This window comes from Ectopseudomonas oleovorans (assembly GCF_029845265.1).
Taxonomy (GTDB): domain Bacteria; phylum Pseudomonadota; class Gammaproteobacteria; order Pseudomonadales; family Pseudomonadaceae; genus Aquipseudomonas; species Aquipseudomonas oleovorans.
Genome location: NZ_JAOCLK010000015.1, coordinates 16006 through 34505, shown reverse-complemented (window position 1 = coordinate 34505; position 18500 = coordinate 16006). Strand labels below are relative to the sequence as shown.

At 62.7% G+C, this 18500-nt stretch carries 17 protein-coding genes; 13 read left to right on the top strand and 4 right to left on the bottom strand.

The features are described 5' to 3' along the window. Positions 1–11: 11 nt before the first annotated feature. The 10 genes from N5J71_RS10040 to N5J71_RS09995 all read left to right on the top strand — a co-directional run bounded on the left by N5J71_RS10040 (position 12) and on the right by N5J71_RS09995 (position 8796). On the top strand, positions 12–1229 hold the full coding sequence (locus N5J71_RS10040) for a 2-octaprenyl-3-methyl-6-methoxy-1,4-benzoquinol hydroxylase (RefSeq protein WP_279916798.1): 1218 nt from the start codon (positions 12–14) through the stop codon (positions 1227–1229). Between the two features lie 110 nt (positions 1230–1339). Next, positions 1340–2341: an extracellular solute-binding protein gene (locus N5J71_RS10035; RefSeq protein WP_279916797.1), complete on the top strand. Its 1002-nt coding sequence runs from the start codon at positions 1340–1342 to the stop codon at positions 2339–2341. Positions 2342–2435: 94 nt separating this feature from the next. Next, positions 2436–4052: an ABC transporter permease gene (locus N5J71_RS10030; protein ID WP_125874201.1), complete on the top strand. Its 1617-nt coding sequence runs from the start codon at positions 2436–2438 to the stop codon at positions 4050–4052. A gap of 377 nt (positions 4053–4429) precedes the next feature. After that, positions 4430–5512: a glycine cleavage system aminomethyltransferase GcvT gene (gene gcvT / locus N5J71_RS10025; protein ID WP_279916796.1), complete on the top strand. Its 1083-nt coding sequence runs from the start codon at positions 4430–4432 to the stop codon at positions 5510–5512. Between the two features lie 94 nt (positions 5513–5606). Then, positions 5607–5996: a glycine cleavage system protein GcvH gene (gene gcvH / locus N5J71_RS10020; protein ID WP_003458665.1), complete on the top strand. Its 390-nt coding sequence runs from the start codon at positions 5607–5609 to the stop codon at positions 5994–5996. 322 nt (positions 5997–6318) lie between these two features. Continuing rightward, complete coding sequence (locus N5J71_RS10015) at positions 6319–6633, top strand: ArsR/SmtB family transcription factor (RefSeq protein ID WP_279916795.1); 315 nt, start codon at positions 6319–6321, stop codon at positions 6631–6633. Continuing rightward, a complete protein-coding gene (locus N5J71_RS10010; RefSeq protein ID WP_106735105.1) occupies positions 6630–7064 on the top strand; it encodes a YeeE/YedE family protein in 435 nt (144 codons plus the stop codon). The genes N5J71_RS10015 and N5J71_RS10010 overlap by 4 nt, the downstream gene beginning before the upstream one ends. A 2-nt stretch (positions 7065–7066) precedes the next feature. Then, on the top strand, positions 7067–7486 hold the full coding sequence (locus tag N5J71_RS10005; RefSeq protein ID WP_279916794.1) for a DUF6691 family protein: 420 nt from the start codon (positions 7067–7069) through the stop codon (positions 7484–7486). Between the two features lie 14 nt (positions 7487–7500). Further along, positions 7501–7689 (top strand): YgaP family membrane protein, encoded by a 189-nt coding sequence (locus tag N5J71_RS10000; RefSeq protein WP_003458674.1) that lies wholly within the window; start codon positions 7501–7503, stop codon positions 7687–7689. Positions 7690–7806: 117 nt separating this feature from the next. Next, positions 7807–8796: a cytochrome-c peroxidase gene (locus N5J71_RS09995; protein WP_279916793.1), complete on the top strand. Its 990-nt coding sequence runs from the start codon at positions 7807–7809 to the stop codon at positions 8794–8796. A gap of 101 nt (positions 8797–8897) precedes the next feature. On the opposite strand, the gene aguA is transcribed toward N5J71_RS09995, so the two are convergent. From aguA to N5J71_RS09975, 4 genes are all read right to left on the bottom strand, one after another. Beyond that, complete coding sequence (gene aguA / locus N5J71_RS09990; RefSeq protein WP_128578417.1) at positions 8898–10004, bottom strand: agmatine deiminase; 1107 nt, start codon at positions 10002–10004, stop codon at positions 8898–8900. Between the two features lie 70 nt (positions 10005–10074). Continuing rightward, positions 10075–10956 carry an N-carbamoylputrescine amidase gene (aguB, locus tag N5J71_RS09985; RefSeq protein ID WP_084342368.1) on the bottom strand — a complete coding sequence of 294 codons (882 nt, stop codon included), beginning with the start codon at positions 10954–10956 and terminating at the stop codon, positions 10075–10077. A 260-nt stretch (positions 10957–11216) separates the two neighbouring features. Continuing rightward, positions 11217–11858, bottom strand: coding sequence for a TetR/AcrR family transcriptional regulator (locus N5J71_RS09980; RefSeq protein ID WP_074855156.1), 642 nt, complete (start codon positions 11856–11858; stop codon positions 11217–11219). Positions 11859–11965: 107 nt separating this feature from the next. Continuing rightward, a complete protein-coding gene (locus N5J71_RS09975) occupies positions 11966–13345 on the bottom strand; it encodes a glutamine synthetase family protein (protein ID WP_279916792.1) in 1380 nt (459 codons plus the stop codon). Positions 13346–14287: 942 nt separating this feature from the next. Between N5J71_RS09975 and N5J71_RS09970 the strand changes: the two genes are divergently transcribed. From N5J71_RS09970 to N5J71_RS09960, 3 genes are all read left to right on the top strand, one after another. Beyond that, complete coding sequence (locus N5J71_RS09970) at positions 14288–15646, top strand: glutamine synthetase family protein (protein ID WP_074855158.1); 1359 nt, start codon at positions 14288–14290, stop codon at positions 15644–15646. A gap of 118 nt (positions 15647–15764) precedes the next feature. After that, positions 15765–17138 carry an aspartate aminotransferase family protein gene (locus tag N5J71_RS09965; protein ID WP_279916791.1) on the top strand — a complete coding sequence of 458 codons (1374 nt, stop codon included), beginning with the start codon at positions 15765–15767 and terminating at the stop codon, positions 17136–17138. Between the two features lie 131 nt (positions 17139–17269). Next, positions 17270–18367 carry a polyamine ABC transporter substrate-binding protein gene (locus N5J71_RS09960; protein WP_279916790.1) on the top strand — a complete coding sequence of 366 codons (1098 nt, stop codon included), beginning with the start codon at positions 17270–17272 and terminating at the stop codon, positions 18365–18367. Positions 18368–18500: the final 133 nt, after the last annotated feature.

The window sequence follows — 18500 nt, the reverse complement described above, 5'->3', positions numbered from 1 at the left end:
AAGGAATGAATATGCGAGCGGATCTGATCATCGTCGGCGCCGGTATGGTTGGCAGTACCCTGGCCTTGGCGCTGGAGCACAGCGGTCTGGACATCCTGATCGTCGACGGCAGCCCGCTGAGCGTGTCGCCCTTCGATGCGCAGGCGCCGTTCGAGCCGCGCGTCAGCGCATTGTCGATGGCCAGCCAGCGCATTCTCGAGCGCCTGGGCGCCTGGCCAGGCATCGCTGCACGGCGTGCTTGCCCCTATGGCGAGATGCGCGTGTGGGATGGCTCCGGTACCGGCAGCATTCACTTCGCTGCCGCCAGCGTGCATGCCGAGACGCTGGGCCATATCGTCGAGAATCGCGTGGTGCAGGATGCCCTGCTCGAGCGCTTGCACGACAGCCAGATCGGCCTGCTGCCCGGCGCACGCCTGGAGCAACTGCGCCGCAGCGGCGATGAATGGCTGCTGACGCTTACCGATGGCCGTCAGTTGCGCGCACCGTTGCTGGTCGCGGCCGACGGCGCCAACTCCGCGGTGCGCCGCCTGGCCGGTTGCGCGACGCGCGAATGGGATTATCTGCACCACGCCATCGTGACCAGCGTGCGCTGCGAGCGTGCGCACCAGGCCACTGCCTGGCAGCGTTTCACCGATGATGGGCCGCTGGCCTTCCTGCCGCTGGCCGGGCCGGCCGGCGAGCACTGGTGCTCGATCGTCTGGTCCACCGTACCGGTCGAAGCCGAGCGCTTGATGGCGCTGGATGATGAGGCCTTCTGCGCCGAGCTGGGCAAGGCTTTCGAATCCCGTCTGGGCAAGGTGCTGCATGCCGATCGCCGTCTGTGCATCCCGCTGCGTCAACGCCATGCCAAGCGCTACGTGGAGCCGGGGCTGGCGCTGATCGGCGATGCCGCACACACCATCCACCCGCTGGCGGGGCAGGGCGTCAACCTGGGCTTTCTCGATGCGGCGGTGCTGGCCGAGGTGCTGCTGCATGCCGCTATGCGAGGTGAGAACCTCAGTGATGAGCGCGTGCTGAGCCGCTACGAGCGTCGGCGCATGCCGCACAACCTGGCGATGATGGGGGCGATGGAGGGCTTCCAGCGTTTGTTCCAGGCCGACCCGCTGCCGCTGCGCCTGCTGCGCAACGTCGGCCTCGATCTGGTCGACAGCCAGGCCGAGGCCAAGGCGCTGTTCGTGCGTCAGGCGCTTGGGCTAACGGGCGACTTGCCGGAGCTGGCACGAGTCTGAGCTGACGCAACTTGTAATAACTGCTGTGTGTGGTCTTGCTGTTTACGTTGAGAAGGCAAATAACATTCACTACTATTCAGCCACTTTGTAATCCACAAGAGGCTGGTCCCATGAAGGCTCGCAACGCGCTTCTCGCTGCATTCACGCTCAGCACCCTGGCAACTGCCGTCCAGGCTGCCGATGAAGTGGTGGTCTATTCCGCCCGTATCGATGAGCTGATCAAGCCGGTATTCGATGCCTATACCGAGAAAACCGGGGTCAAGGTGAAGTTCATCACCGACAAGGAAGCCCCTCTGATCGCCCGCCTCAAGGCTGAAGGTGCCAACACCCCGGCTGATCTGCTGATCACCGTCGACGCCGGCAACCTCTGGCAGGCCGAGCAGGAAGGCGTGCTGCAGCCGACCAAGTCCGCCGTGATCGATGCCAACATCCCCGCTCAGTACCGTTCCAGCACCGACAGCTGGACTGGCCTGTCGCTGCGCGCACGGACGATTTTCTACTCCACCGAGCGCGTCAAGCCGGAGGAGCTGTCCACCTACGAAGCCCTGGCCGACAAGAACTGGGAAGGCCGTCTGTGCCTGCGCACCAGCAAGAAGGTCTACAACCAGTCGCTGACCGCTACCCTGATCGAAGCCCACGGCGCCGAGAAGACCGAAGAAATCGTCAAGGGTTGGGTCAACAACCTGGCCACCGACGTATTCCCGGATGACACCGCGCTGCTGCAGGCCATCGACGCCGGCCAGTGCGACGTGGGTATCACCAACACCTACTATTACGGCCGTCTGCACAAGCAGCAGCCGGATCTGAAGGTCAAGCCGTTCTGGCCGAACCAGAACGACCGTGGCGTGCACGTCAACCTGGCCGGTGCCGGTGTGACCAAGCATGCACCGCATGCCGAACAGGCCAAGAAGCTGCTGGAATGGATGACCACCGCAGAAGCGCAGAGCATCTTCGCCGGTGTTAACCAGGAGTACCCGGCCAACCCGGCGGTGAAACCGTCTGCCGAGGTGGCTTCCTGGGGCACTTTCAAGGCCGATACCGTGGCCACCGAAGTGGCTGGCAAGCGCCAGGCCGAAGCGACCATGCTGATGGATCGTGCTGGCTGGCAGTAAGCGCGTAACGATCATCGACGAGCACAGCGCTGCCGTTATACTGCGACGCCCCGCCTAGCCGGGGCGTCGTCATTTCCGTAGTCGAGGAATCCGCGTGCCGCATCCCGTCCAGCGTCGCTGGTACCCCATCGTCCTTGCCGTCGCCGTTCTGGTGCTGATGCCGTTGTCGGTATTGCTGCTGAGCTGGCATGAGGTGGATCAGCAGATCTGGGCGCACCTGTGGCAGACACAGATGGCGCGGCTGATTGGCAACACGCTGACGCTGGTGATTGGCGTCGGTGTGGGCGTGACACTGCTGGGCGTCAGCCTGGCCTGGCTCACCAGCCTTTGCGAGTTCCCGGGTCGGCGCTGGCTGGACTGGGCGCTGATGCTGCCCTTCGCCATTCCCGCCTATGTCCTGGCCTTCGTCTTCGTCGGCTTGCTGGATTTCGCCGGCCCGGTGCAGACGCTGCTGCGCGAATGGTTCGGCAGCGGCTTGCGCTTGCCGCGGGTGCGCTCCACCGGTGGTGTGATCATCGTGCTGGTGCTGGTTTTCTACCCCTACGTCTACTTGCTCGCCCGTGGCGCCTTCCTGGCTCAGGGCAAGGGCTTGATGGAGGCGGCCCGGGTGCTCGGGCAGAGCCCCTGGCAGGCGTTCTGGCGGGTGGCGCTGCCGATGGCGCGGCCGGCCATTGGCGCCGGTCTAGCCCTGGCGATCATGGAAACCCTGGCCGATTTCGGTGCGGTGTCGGTGTTCAACTTCGACACCTTCACCACGGCGATCTACAAGACCTGGTACAGCTTCTACAGCCTGACCAGTGCCACCCAGCTGGCCAGCCTGCTGCTGCTGGCGGTGGCGCTGGTGCTCTATGGCGAGCGCCGTGCGCGTGGTGCCGCACGGCCTGCCAACGAGCGGCCACGCGGCAAGGCGCTGTACCACCTGCATGGCTGGAAGGCCTTTGCCGCCAGCGCCTGGTGCGGCCTAGTGTTCGCCTGCGCCTTCGTCATCCCGCTGCTGCAACTGCTGGCCTGGTTCTGGCAACGCGGTCGCTTCGACCTTGATGAGCGCTACGCCGGGCTGATTCTGCATACCCTTTATCTGGGCGGCATGGCGGCGCTGATCACCGTCAGTGTGGCCATGCTGCTGGCTTTCGCCCGGCGTCAGGCGCCGAATCGCGGCGTGCGTTTCGGTGTGGCGTTGGGCAACCTCGGTTATGCCCTGCCGGGGTCGGTGCTGGCGGTGGCGATCATGTTGGCCTTCAGTTTCCTTGATCGTGAACTGGTGATTCCGCTATCCACGGCACTGGGTGGAGCCGGCAAGCCGCTGCTGATGGGTAGCCTCACGGCGCTGCTGGTGGCCTATCTGATCCGCTTCATGGCCGTGGCATTCGGGCCGCTGGAAACCAGCCTGGCGCGGATTCGTCCGTCGCTGCCGGAGGCGTCGCGCAGCCTCGGTGTTGGCAGCTTCGGGCTGTTCTTCAAGGTCTATCTGCCGCTGCTGCTGCCAGGCACCCTGTCGGCCGCGCTGCTGGTATTCGTCGACGTGCTCAAGGAAATGCCGGCTACCCTGCTGATGCGCCCGTTCGGCTGGGACACGCTGTCGGTACGGGTATTTGAAATGACCAGCGAAGGCGAATGGGCACGCGCCTCGCTGCCGGCGCTGACCCTGGTGCTGGTCGGCCTGTTGCCGGTGATCCTGCTGATCCGCCGTTCGGCCCGCGGTTTCGGTTGATCAAGACAACGATGTAGGGCGGGTGCAACCCGCCAGTGTCGGGGCATGGCGGGTTGCACCCGCCCTACGACCTGAAGCCAGGATGACCCCCCGGACGCATGCGGCTACAATGCGCGCCATTCGCGAGCCGGGGTAACCCGGCGGACGTGCCGAGAAGCGTAGGCGACGACTGCATGGATGCAGGAGGTAGAGCGAAGCAGGATGCTCGAGCCGAGGCCGCCAGTGCAAGGCGCAGGCAGGTGAAAAACGGCCGGGGTCGCGCCCGACTGTGCTCATACACATGAGCATTTTGAGCCTGGCTGCAACGCAGCAATGGCAACGCAGCTAGCTTCTCGGGGGTCTGAATCGCTTCGCCAAGCCCGGAAGGAGATTTACCCATGGGACAGCGCACCCCCCTCTATGACCTGCACCTGGCACTGGGGGCCAAGATGGTGGATTTCGGCGGCTGGGACATGCCGCTGCACTACGGTTCGCAAGTGGAGGAGCATCATCAGGTGCGCCGCGAGTGCGGCGTGTTCGATGTCTCGCACATGTGTGTGGTGGACGTCAGCGGTGAGCAGGCGCAGGCCTACCTGCAGCACCTGCTGGCCAATGACGTGGCGCGCCTGCAGACGCCCGGCAAGGCGCTGTACAGCGCCATGCTCAACGAGCAGGGCGGGGTGGTCGATGACCTGATCGTCTACCTCACCGAAGGCGGCTACCGTCTGGTGCTCAACGCTGGTACCCGTGACAAGGACCTGGCATGGATGCATGCGCAAGCGGGTGACTTCGACGTGCAACTGCGCGAGCGTCGCGATCTGGCCATGCTCGCCATTCAGGGGTCGAAGGCGCGCGCACGGGTTTGCGAGCTGCTGAGCCAGGCCCGTGCCGCACTGATTCACGAGCTCAAGCCGTTCCAGGGTCTGCCCGAGGGTGATTGGTTCATCGCCCGAACCGGTTATACCGGTGAGGATGGTCTGGAAATCGTGCTGCCGGCGGCAGAGGTGGTGTCTTTCTTCAACGATCTGGTCGGTGCCGGTATTTCGCCGATTGGCCTGGGCGCGCGTGACACCCTGCGCCTGGAGGCGGGCATGAACCTGTATGGCCAGGACATGGACGAGCAGGTCAGCCCGCTGGCTGCCAACATGGCCTGGACCATCGCCTGGGAACCAGCCGAGCGCGACTTCATTGGTCGTCCAGTGCTGGAAGCGCAGCGCGCCGCCGGCTGCTCGAGCAAGCTGGTTGGCCTGGTGCTGGAGGAGCGTGGCGTGCTGCGCGCGCACCAGGTGGTGCGCGTCGAAGGTATCGGTGACGGTGAGATCACCAGCGGCAGCTTCTCGCCTACGCTGAACAAATCCATCGCGCTGGCACGGGTGCCGGCAGCCACCGGGGATCGTGCCGAGGTGGAGATCCGCGGCAAGTGGTACCCGGTGCGTGTGGTCAGGCCGGGCTTCGTGCGCAACGGTAAAACCCTTATCTGAATCATCAGGTCGCGGTGCTGGCTTCCCCTGGCGCCGCGGCCTGCTAAATTGTCCTGACGGCCCACTTGCCGTCATCGCTTACGAGGAAAGACACATGAGCAATATCCCCGCCGATCTGCGTTATGCCGCCAGCCACGAGTGGGCGCGCCTGGAGGCTGACGGCAGTGTGACCGTGGGCATCTCCGACCACGCCCAGGAAGCCCTTGGTGACGTGGTGTTCATCGAGCTGCCGGAAGTTGGCAAGCAGCTGAACGCTGGCCAGGAAGCTGGCGTGGTGGAGTCGGTCAAGGCTGCTTCCGACATCTACGCACCGGTTGGCGGCGAAGTGATCGCCATCAACGAGGCACTGGCCGACAGCCCGGAAAGCGTTAACAGCGATCCGTACGGCAGCTGGTTCTTCAAGCTCAAGCCAAGCGACACCAGCGAGCTGGACAAGCTGCTGGACGCTGCCGCCTATCAGGCTGCTGCTGACGCCGACGCCTGATTCATCAGGCCTCGATCCAGAAACCCGCTGCGGCGGGTTTCTGCGTTTCTGGGCTCTGCTAATGAATTCGCGTCCAGGGCGTCAGTGATAGCCCGTATGTAACCCTGGGAGTAATACCCCCTGTAGGAGGCGCTTTAGCGGCGAGTTCTTTTCGCGGCTAAAGCCCCTCCCACGATTTGTGCTGTGCATGCATCGGTTGATGCAGGTAGGCGCGTTCTTGTAAGGCCCGTTCAACTCCCTCTTTAACCGCTGGTCGGTTGGGCTAACATTTGTTCGAAATACAATATATATAAATACATATTGTATTAAGTGAGGGTGTTCCATGACTGAGCCCATCGATATCCAGCAGCTGCGTGCCAATGCCGACGCCGCCGGGCAACTGCTCAAGGCGTTGGCCAATCCTGATCGCCTGTTACTGCTCTGCCAGCTGTCGCAAGGCGAGCGCAACGTCAGCGAGCTGGAGGCGCTGCTCGGTATCCAGCAGCCGACGCTGTCCCAGCAACTGGCGGTGTTGCGCCGCGAGGGGTTGGTGAAGATTCGTCGTGACGGCAAGCAGATCTTCTATCGCATCAGCAGCCCGGCGGCGCTGGCGGTGATCGAGACGCTCTACCGCCTGTTCTGCGAGAGCCGGCAATGAACATCGACTGGGCCAGCTTCACACCCTGGAGCGCCCTGGCTGGGGGGGCGCTGATTGGTCTGGCGGCTGCCATATTCGCCTTGGCCAATGGCCGGGTAGCGGGTATCAGCGGCCTGCTCGGCAGCCTGCTGCAGCGTCAGGGCGAAGGGCGCGGCGAAAAAGCAGCGTTCCTTGTTGGCCTGCTCCTGGCGCCCCTGCTCTGGGGATTGTTCGCGGCATTACCGTCGATTCATTTCGAGACGAGCAGTCTCGGCTTGATCGTCGCCGGCTTGCTGGTCGGTATCGGCACCCGTTATGGCTCGGGCTGCACCAGCGGCCACGGTGTCTGCGGTATCTCCCGCCTGTCGCCGCGCTCGATGCTGGCAACCCTGTGCTTCATGGCCACGGGTTTCGTCACGGTTTTTGTCCTGCGTCATCTGCTGGGAGCTTGAACATGGCCAGACTCAGTGCATTCGTCTGCGGCCTGCTGTTTGGTCTGGGCCTGCTGCTGGCGGGCATGGCCGACCCGGCCAAGGTGCTGGCTTTTCTCGATCTGGCCGGCAATTGGGATCCCTCGCTGGCGCTGGTGATGGCCGGGGCCATAGGCGTAGCAGCGTTACCGTTGAATCTGGCGCAACGGCGCACCAAGGCACTGCTCGGCGGCGCCATGCAGTTGCCGACGCGTCGTGACCTCGATGCTCGCCTGATTGGCGGCAGCCTGCTGTTCGGGGTCGGTTGGGGTATCGCTGGCATCTGTCCGGGGCCGGCTGTTGCCATCCTGCTGACCGGGCACTGGCAGGCCCTGCTGTTCGTCGCGGCGATGCTCGCCGGCATGCTGATCTTTACTGCGCTGGAAGGCTGGCGCGGACGTTGACCTGGAGAACCTCGATGAAAGCCAATGTTGGAACGCTCGACCGCAGTCTGCGCATCGCCGCAGGTCTGATTCTTATCGCGCTGAGTCTTGCCGGTGTCATCGGTCTGTGGGGTTGGATCGGTGTGGTGCCACTGGCGACCGGCATCTTGCGTTTCTGCCCGGCGTATCCATTGCTGGGTATCAACACCTGCAAAATAAAATGAAACATATCCACTGAGGCGAGATGCGCATGCGGCTTGATGCAGATCAAGTCGCCCCGGGTGTGCGCTGGGCATGGTCGAGACATAACCAGAACAGCCAATATCTGAGGAGATACACGCATGCGCACTCTGACCCTGCTGGCCGGGTTGTGCCTGGGCGCCAGCGCCTGGGCCAATCTACCGGCCAACGAACCCGTCGAGCCGATCGCACCGGCCGAGATCACTGATCCGGCCAAGGTGGAGCTGGGCAAGCAGCTGTTCTTCGACCCGCGCCTGTCGCGCTCGGGGTTTATTTCCTGCAACTCCTGCCACAACCTGTCGATGGGCGGCAGCGACAACCTGCCGAGCTCCATCGGCCATAACTGGCAGCAAGGGCCGATCAATTCGCCGACCGTGCTCAATTCCAGTCTCAACCTCGCGCAGTTCTGGGATGGCCGCGCCGCCGACCTCAAGGAACAGGCCGCCGGCCCTATCGCCAACCCGATGGAAATGGCCTTTACCCACATTCTCGCCGTCGACGTGCTGCGCTCGATCCCGCAATACCGCGAGTCGTTCAAGGCCGTGTACAAAACCGACGAGATCACCCTGGACGAAGTGACCGATGCTATCGCCGAGTTCGAGAAGACCCTGGTCACGCCCAACTCGCGCTTCGACCTGTGGCTCAAGGGGGATGCTGAGGCCATCACCAAAACCGAGCTGGAAGGTTACGAGCTGTTCAAGTCCATCGGCTGCGTGGCTTGCCACAACGGCCCGGCGCTGGGCGGCAACTCGTTCCAGAAGATGGGGCTGGTCGAACCCTATGAAACCAGCAATCCGGCCGAGGGGGTGGCTGGCCTGACCGGCAAGGATGCCGACCGCTTCAAGTTCAAGGTGCCGACCCTGCGCAACGTCGAACTGACCTATCCCTACTTCCACGACGGTGCCTATTGGAAGCTGGAAGAGTCGGTAGACATCATGGCTCGCTTGCAGTTGGGTCGTAAGCTGAGCGAGGAGGAGATCGGCAAGATCACCGCCTTTCTAAAGACCCTGACCGGCGAGCAGCCGAGCTTCGCCTTGCCGATCCTTCCGCCGTCGCACAACGATACGCCGCGGCCGCAGCCGTTCGAGTGAGTTGGCGCTAACGGAAACGCCCGGCATGTGCCGGGCGTTCATGGATCTAGGGTGGGTAAAACCCGCCAGCAGCGGTGCGGGCTGCACACGCCCTACATGGTTCAGCGCCCTTGCGGCGCCGGCTGCTGCTGGGTGATGCAGTGGATATTGCCGCCACCGAGCAGAATCTCGCGGCCCGGCACCATCACCACGCGATGCTCGGGGAAGATGCGCTGGAGAATGGCGCGGGCCTCTTCGTCCTTCGGGTCATCGAAGCTCGGCGCGACGATGCCGCCGTTGACGATCAGGAAGTTGACGTAGGAGCCGGCCAGGCGAACCTCCGGACTACGCTCCTGGCTGCCGTCGACGATGTCGACGCCCGCGCATTCTTCGGCGCTGGCATGGATCGGGCCGGGGATCGGCATCTTGTGCACGGTCAGCTGACGGCCCTTGGCGTCGCGCGCGTTTTCCAGCACGCGCATGGCGGCCTGGCAGCGCGGATAGTTGGGGTCGTTCGCATCGTCGGTCCAGGCCAGCAGCACCTCACCTGGGCGCACGTAGCAGCAGAAGTTGTCGACGTGGCCGTCGGTCTCATCGTTGTACAGGCCGTCGGGTAGCCAGATCACCGTGTCGATGGAGAGGTGGTCGCGCAGCACATTCTCGATCTCTTCGCGCGACAGGTGCGGGTTGCGGTTCTTGTTCAGCAGGCACTCCTCGGTGGTGATCAGGGTGCCTTCACCATCGACATGGATCGAGCCACCCTCGAGCACGAAACCCTCGGTGCGATAGCGCTTGCAGCCTTCGATCTCGAGAATCTTGCGCGCCACCTGGTCGTCACGCAGCCACGGCCAGTACAGGCCGCCATCGAAGCCGCCCCAGGCATTGAAGGCCCAGTCCACGCCGCGCACTTCGCCGCTGGCGTTGGTGACGAAGGTCGGCCCGGTATCGCGCACCCAGGCATCATCGGTGGTGATTTCCACCAGGCGGATGTTGGCGTCATCCAGGCGCGCACGGGCGTTCTCGTACTGCGCTGCGGATACGCACACGGTCACCGGCTCGAACTCGGCGATGGCCTTGGCCACGGCGGTGAAGGCCGCCTGCGCCGGCTTGCCGCCGTTGCGCCAGTTGTCCGGGCGTTCGGGCCAGACCATCCAGGTCTGGCTGTGGGTTTCCCATTCCGCCGGCATGCGGAAACCATCGGCGCGTGGCGTGGTGTTCAGCGTGGTCATATTTCACCTGTAGCCCGGATGCAATCCGGGGAGTCGTGAGAAAAAGCCCCGGATTGCATCCGGGCTGCGTTCATTCGGATAGGGTTTCACCATCGAGTGTGGAAAGCGGCCAGTATAGGTTCGGCCGGCGGTCGCGGAACACACCCCAGGCCGTGCGCACCTTCTCCAGCTCGGTCAGATCGAAGCTGTGCACCAGCACGCCTTCCTCGGTCTGGTTCAGCTCCTCGACCTTCTCGCCGAACTGGTTGGCGATGAACGAGCTGCCGTAGAAGGTGATCTCGTAGCCGTCCTGTTCTTCGCGGCCGATGCGGTTGCTGGCCACCAGCGGCATCAGGTTGGCGCCGGCATGGCCCTGCTGCACACGCTGCCAGTGATCGCGCGAGCTGATGTTGGCATCATGCGGCTCGCTGCCGATGGCGGTGGGGTAGAAGAGGATTTCCGCGCCCATCAGCGCCATGCTACGCGCGCATTCCGGGAACCATTGGTCCCAGCAGATGCCGACACCGATGCGGGCATAAGCGGTATCCCAGACCTTGAAGCCGGTATCGCCGGGGTTGAAGTAATACTTCTCGTGGTAGCCGGGGCCGTCCGGGATATGGCTTTTACGATAAATACCGAGATTGCTGCCGTCGGCATCGATGATGGCGATGCTGTTGAAGCGCGCGCGGCCGGCGCGCTCGAAGAAGCTGATCGGCAGCACCACCTGCAGCTCGGCAGCGACCTTCTGGAAGTGCTGGATGGCCGGATTTTCCGCCACCGTGGTGGCCAGCTGGGTGTAGTCGGCGTTCGGTTTCTGGCAGAAGTAGGGCGCCTCGAACAGCTCCTGGATCAGGATGATCTGGGCGCCCTGGGCTGCCGCCTGGCGTACCAGCCTCTCGGCGTTGGCGATGTTCGCGGGAATATCCCAGGAGCAGGCCATCTGGGTCGCAGCGACGGTAACGATACGGGACATGAAGCACCTCTTGGCTCGTTCGCAGGCCGCTTCGGCGGCCCATCCAGAGTGCCGTGGCTGAACATCGACCAGGGCGGGATATCCGATTTATATCCGATAAATATCGGTATTAGAAGATGCATTTGGTCGTCAGGGCGAAATAAGTGCGATTTTTATCGAATTTATATTGGTTCGGGCCGTAGGTGGCGGGGGCTTGGTTGGGCAACACGATGGTCGCGGCGTCAGATGCCATCGGTGCGCACGGCGCACCCTACGGTGGATTACGTCAGCGGTGCAGGCCTTTTCGGCAGCGCGGCCGGCAGGTACAGGCCGAGGTAGGCATCGAATACGCGCATGCCTTCTTCGGCCAGGCGCGGGGTGATGTGGCCGTGCAACTGCACGGAACGCGCATAAACACGATCACCCAGCGACATCGCCAGGTTGAAAACGTCGATATCCGTCGGCAATTGCGGCAGGGGGAAGTGACGGTCGAACAGTGCATGCATCAATCGGCCCAATTCCAGGTCGTGCTGCTGATCGGCCTGGGTCACTTCGGCCAGGCCGTGCTGTGCCAGGATCAGTTGGCGCGCTGCAGCATCCTCGGCATAAATGGCCAGCATGCGCTGCTCGATCAGGCGCGAGAGGTCGTGCCAGCTACGCAGGGCAGTGTGATCGATCGGCTGCTGCAGGCTGGCGCGAAAGGCTGCATGCACGTCGGCGGTCAGCCCTTCGAGCAGGGCCGGTACGCTGGCGAAGAAATGGTAGATCGACGAGGGCGGGATGCCGGCGCGTTCAGCCACCGTGTAGATCGACAGGGTGGCCATGCCTTGCTCGGCCAACAGCTCGCGAGCTGCCGTGAGGATCTGGGCGATCCTCGCCTGGCTGCTGGCGCGGGGTTTGCGCGGGCTGGCAGTGCGCGACATGAACAAGCTCCTCGGTTGTGAGGCGCTATTGGACGTCAGGCGCGGTCACTTGGGCAAGCAGGCTGAGCCGCCCGGCACGCTTGAGCGGGTGTGGGCGGCTTCTGCGCTTACACGGTATGCAGGTACCAGTTGTATTCGAGGTCGGAGATGGTGGTCTCGAACTCCTGCAGCTCGGCTTCCTTGCAGGCGACGAAGATGTCGATGTACTTCGAGCCGATGTACTTGTTCATCACCTCGCTGTCGTCCAGCTCGCGCAGGGCATCGCGCAGGTTGTTCGGCAGGCTGGGTTCGAGCTGCTCGTAGGAGTTGCCTTCGATCGGCTCGCCCGGTTCGATCTGGTTGGTCAGGCCGTGGTGGATGCCGGCGAGGATCGACGCCAGCATCAGGTAGGGATTGGCGTCGGCGCCGGCCACCCGGTGTTCGATGCGCACGGCGTCGGCGCTACCGGTGGGCACGCGCACGGCCACGGTGCGGTTGTCCAGCGCCCAGCTCGGCGCGTTGGGCACGTAGAACTGCGCGCCGAAGCGGCGGTAGGAGTTCACGTTGGGGCAGAGGAAGGCCATCGACGCGGCCATGGTATCGAGGATGCCGCCCACGGCATGGCGCAGCGAGCTGTTCTGCAGCGGATCGTCGGCGGCGAAGATGTTCTTGCCGGTTTTCTTGTCCAGCAGCGAGATGTGCACGTGCAGACCGTTGCCCGCCTGGCCCGGGTAGGGCTTGGCCATGAAGGTGGAATCCATCTCATGGTCGTAGGCGATGTTCTTGATCAGACGCTTGAGTAGCAGCGCATAGTCGCAGGCCTTGATGGCGTCTTCGACGTGATGCAGGTTGACCTCGAACTGTGCCGGGGCGCTTTCCTTGACGATGGCATCGGCCGGGATGCCCTGTTCCTTGGCGGCTTCGAGCATGTCCTGCAGGCAGTCGACGTACTCGTCGAGGTCGTCGATCAGATAGACCTGGGTGGAATGCGGGCGCTTGCCGGAGATCGGCGAGCGCGGCGGCTGCGGGCGGCCGTTCACGTTCTCCTGGTCGATCAGGTAGAACTCCAGTTCGAAGGCTGCGCAGATACGCAGGCCCAGTTCGTCGAACTTCTGCACCACCTGGCGCAATACCTCGCGCGGGTCGGCGAAGAAAGGCGTGCCGTCCAGCTCGTGCATGGTCATCAACAGTTGCGCGGTCGGGCGCTTCTGCCAGGGTTCGTTGCACAGGGTATTGGGGATGGGGAAGCAGATACGGTCGGCGTCGCCGATGTCCAGGCCGAGGCCGGTGCTTTCGACGGTGGAGCCGTTGATGTCCAGGGCAAAGAGCGAGGCCGGCAGGTTGATGCCTTTCTCGTACACCTTGTGCAGGGCATTGCGGTCGATGCGCTTGCCGCGCACCACACCATTCATATCTGCAATAAGAAGGTCGACGAACTGGACCTCGGGATGTTCCTTGAGGAACGCGTTCGCTTCATTGAGCTGAACGGCACGCGGGGGTACCGACATGATGCAACACCTTTTTGTTAAATATATCAATCATGCAACTGCATGGGTGTGAGTCAATCCGAAACGCTCTTTACTGTCAAGCTGGCCCCGTCGTGCTCTACGTTGGAGCGTCATGGCCGTTTTTGGGGCATTTCAGAGCCTTTCAGTACGCCTCAGAGGCTGAGCAGCCGGACTGCTCAGTGGGGTGTGTTCAATTTTTTACAGGGCTATTGTGTAAAAAAATGAACAAAGCTAAGCTCGGCTCAAACCCACTAACAGCAATAATACGGGTGCCTCATGTTTTGCCTGCCGACCACCGGCGTCAGCGTTTGTACCAGTGTCACGGGTTTTGCCAATCCCTTGCGCTGCCTCGAAATGAGTGTGCGCAAGCGGCGAGCTACCTGTAGCAGTGCGCCTCGCCAGGGTGTGACGCAGCAGTCTCGCCTTTTCGCCCTTGCAGCGCCGCTCGGCCTGCCTGATCGGGCTTTCCCTTCGTTCGATAACCTGCACGAAAGCGCACACGACGCCATGGCGCGTCCCTGTCGGCCGCTTGTGCGGGCCAGTGCGACGCCTGCTGCATCTGCCGAAGCTGCCGAATGCCCGCCATTGCACGTGCCAGAGGCATTGCTGCAACTGCCGAAGAGGACGCAGTTTTCTTTGCCTGGTATGCAAACTCGGGTGTCGGAGGTGCTCTGCTCCTAGTAGCATCCACCTGAATATCTCGTCTTCTTCCAGGCCTTTGGTGAGGCTTGCAGGGGGAAGGCGGGGCAACGCTGAACCCGCTATACGTCTAGCAGGCCGTTGAAAAACGTAGGCGAGGCAGGCAAGGCAAGGCAAAAACGGCCGAAAAAGCGCAGTTTACGCGTTGTAAATGAGCATTTTGAGGCCGTTTTTAACGCAGCATTGCCAACGCAGATAGTTTTTCAACAGCCTGCTAGCAGGTTCTACAACCCTGAGGTCTCTATGAGTACCAAGCTAGACCAGCTCACGAGCTGGCTGAAAGAACGCAAAATCACCGAAGTCGAATGCCTGATCAGCGACCTGACCGGCATTGCCCGCGGCAAGATCTCGCCGACCAACAAGTTTCTCGACGAGAAGGGCATGCGCCTCCCCGAGAGCGTGCTGCTGCAGACCGTGACCGGCGACTACGTCGAGGACGATATCTATTACGACCTGCTGGACGAGGCGGACATCGACATGTTCTGCCGTCCGGACCCCAACGCTGTCTTCGTCGTGCCCTGGGCCATCGAGCCCACCGCCATGGTGATCCACGATACGTTCGACAAGCAGGGCAACCCCATCGAGCTGTCGCCGCGCAACATCCTCAAGAAGGTGTTGCAGATGTATGCCGACAAGGGTTGGAAGCCCATCGTCGCGCCGGAGATGGAGTTCTACCTGACCAAGCGCAACAGCGACCCGGACTTCCCGCTGGTGGCGCCTGTTGGCCGCTCCGGCCGTCCGGAAACCGGCCGTCAGAGCTTCTCCATCGATGCGGCCAACGAGTTCGACCCGCTGTTCGAAGACATGTACGACTGGTGCGAACTGCAAGGCCTGGATCTGGACACCCTGATCCACGAAGAAGGTCCGGCGCAGATGGAAATCAACTTCCGTCACGGCGACGCGTTGCACCTGGCTGACCAGATTCTGGTGTTCAAGCGCACCATGCGTGAGGCCGCGCTCAAACATGACGTGGCGGCCACCTTCATGGCCAAGCCGATCACCGACGAGCCTGGCAGCGCCATGCACATTCACCAGAGCGTGGTCGACATCAAAACCGGCAAGAACATCTTCTCCAACGAAGACGGCACCATGAGCGAGCTGTTCATGCATCACATCGGGGGGCTGCAGAAGTACATCCCCGAGCTGCTGCCACTGTTCGCGCCGAACGTTAACTCGTTCCGCCGCTTCCTGCCCGATACCTCGGCGCCGGTGAACGTGGAGTGGGGCGAGGAGAACCGCACCGTCGGCCTGCGCGTGCCTGAGGCGACTCCGCAGAACCGTCGTGTGGAAAACCGCCTGGCCGGCGCTGACGCCAACCCGTACCTGGTGCTGGCAGCTACTCTGCTGTGCGGCTACATGGGTATGGTCGGCGGGGTGAGGCCCGGTGCACCGGTCAAGGGCCGTGGTTACGAGCGTCGCAACCTGCGCCTGCCGGTGACCATCGAGAGCGCTCTGGAGCGGATGGAAGCCTGCAAGGACGCCGAGAAATTCCTCGGCGAGAAGTTCATCCGTGGCTATGTCGCGGTCAAGCGTGCCGAGCACGAGAACTTCAAGCGCGTGATCAGCTCCTGGGAACGCGAGTTCCTGCTGCTGTCGGTTTAGCAGGGTAGGGTGGGCTTCAGCCCACCATTGCATGCCGACTCGGTGGGCTGAAGCGGATCGCCGCCCGGCCCGCTCTACAAGTCCGTGGCCGGCAGCGTTCACAGAAGAAGGTGTGGTAATGAACCAGCAAGCGAACAACCCCAAGACTGCGCAGTGGCAGGCGCTGAGCCAGGCCCACCACCTGGCGCCGTTCAGTGATTACAAGCAGCTGGCCGAGAAGGGCCCGCGCATCATCACCGAGGCCAAGGGCGTGCATCTGTGGGACAGCGAGGGCAACAAAATCCTCGATGGCATGGCCGGCTTGTGGTGCGTGGCCATCGGCTATGGTCGCGAGGAGCTGGTCGCAGCCGCCGCTACGCAGATGCGTCAACTGCCGTTCTACAACACCTTCTTCCAGACCGCGCACCCGCCGGTGCTTGAGTTGGCCCGCGCCATTTCCCAGCTGGCGCCGGCCGGCATGAACCATGTGTTCTTCACCGGTTCGGGTTCGGAAGGCAATGACACCATGCTGCGTCTGGTGCGCCACTACTGGGCATGCAAAGGCCAGCCGAACAAGAAAATCATCATCGGCCGCGACAACGGCTACCACGGCTCCACCGTGGCCGGGGCTAGCCTCGGCGGCATGAAGTTCATGCACGAGCAGGGCGACCTGCCGATTCCGGGCATCGCCCATATTCCGCAGCCGTACTGGTTCGGCGAGGGTGGCGAGCAGTCGCCGGAAGAGTTCGGCATCTGGGCTGCCGACCAGTTGGAGAAGAAGATTCTCGAACTGGGCGAAGAAAATGTTGCAGCGTTTATCGCCGAGCCGATCCAGGGCGCCGGTGGCGTGATCATCCCGCCGGAAACCTACTGGCCGCGGATCAAGGAAATCCTCGGCAAATACGACATCCTGTTCGTTGCCGACGAGGTGATCTGCGGTTTCGGCCGTACCGGCGAGTGGTTCGGCAGCCAGTACTACGACCTCAAGCCTGATCTGATGACCATCGCCAAGGGCCTGACCTCGGGTTACGTGCCGATGGGCGGGCTGATTGTCAGCGACAAGGTGTTCGAAGTGATCGAGGCGCATGGCGACTTCAACCACGGCTTCACCTATTCCGGCCACCCGGTGGCCGCTGCGGTGGGCCTGGAGAACCTGCGCATTCTCAGGGAAGAAGGCATCGTCGAGCGGGTTAAAGCGGAAACGGCACCGTATTTGCAACGTCGTCTGCGTGAGCTGGCGGATCACCCGTTGGTGGGCGAAGTACGCGGCGTCGGTATGCTCGGCGCCATCGAGTTGGTGCAGGACAAGGCGACGCGCACGCGTTATCCGGGTGACAAGGCGGTAGGCATGATCTGCCGCGGCCACTGCTTTAATAACGGTCTGATCATGCGCGCCGTGGGCGACACCATGATCATTGCGCCGCCTCTGGTGATCAGCCAGGCGGAAGTGGATGAGCTGGTAGATAAAGCACGCAAGTGCCTGGATCTGACCCTGCGTGACCTGTCGGTCTGAAAGCCTGCAGTCACGGAAAGTTGTCAGCGGTGCCATGACCTTGCCAGACTGCGCCAGAATGCGTGAGCCGTCCTGATTGGAACGGTTTGCGCGACCTCTGGACTACCGACACAACAACAGGAGCTGTACGCATGAAAACATTCGGCAAGACCCTTCTCGCGTTGTCCCTGACCGCAGCCGTGGCAGGCGCTGCTCAGGCTGACAGCAAGGTGCTGCATGTCTACAACTGGAGCGATTACATCGCCGAAGACACCCTGGCCAATTTCGAGAAGGAAACCGGCATCAAGGTCGTCTACGACGTCTTCGACAGCAACGAAGTGCTGGAAGCCAAGTTGCTCGCCGGCAGCTCCGGTTACGATGTCGTCGTGCCCTCCAACCCCTTCCTGGCCAAGCAGATCAAGGCCGGCGTGTTCCAGAAACTGGACAAGTCCAAGCTGCCGAACTGGTCGAACCTGGACAAGGATCTGCTCAAGGCGCTGGACCCGAGCGACCCGGGCAACCAGTACTCGATCCCCTACATGTGGGGCACCATCGGCATCGGCTACAACGTCGAGAAGGTCAAGGCCGTGCTCGGCGAAGACGCGCCGGTCGACTCCTGGGATCTGGTGTTCAAGCCCGAGAACATGGAGAAGCTGAAGTCCTGCGGCGTTTCCTTCCTCGATTCGCCGACCGAGATCCTGCCGGCCGCCCTGCACTACCTGGGCTACGCTCCGGACAGCAGCAATACCGAAGAGCTGAAGAAAGCCGAGGAGCTGTTCCTCTCCATTCGTCCTTCGGTGGCCTATTTCCACAGCTCCAAGTACATCTCCGACCTGGCCAACGGCAACATCTGCGTCGCTATCGGCTACTCGGGTGATATCTACCAATCCAAGGCGCGTGCCGAGGAAGCGAAGAACGGCGTGGAAGTCGGCTACAACATTCCGAAAGAAGGCGCCGGCTCCTTCTTCGACATGCTGGCCGTGCCGGCTGATGCCAAGAACGTCGAGGCTGCACACGTGTTCCTCAACTACCTGATGGAGCCGGCGGTGATGGCCAGCATCACCAACTACGTGCAGTTCCCCAACGGCAACGCCGCGGCCACGCCGCTGGTGGATGAAGCCCTGCGTAACGACCCGGGTGTATACCCGACGCCGGAAGTGCTGAAGAAGATCTACACCTTCCCGGACCTGGCGCCGGCGGTGCAGCGCAACATGACCCGCAGCTGGACCAAGATCAAGTCCGGTCGCTGATCGCAGCAGCAGTACGACCTGGCGGGCACGCCCGCCAGGTTTCTCATGGACCCTTTACAGGGCCACGATGGCCATCGATGTGCGCGTGTTCAGGCCGAGAGCCTTGGATGATGCCGGTGCGGCTTGATCTGGC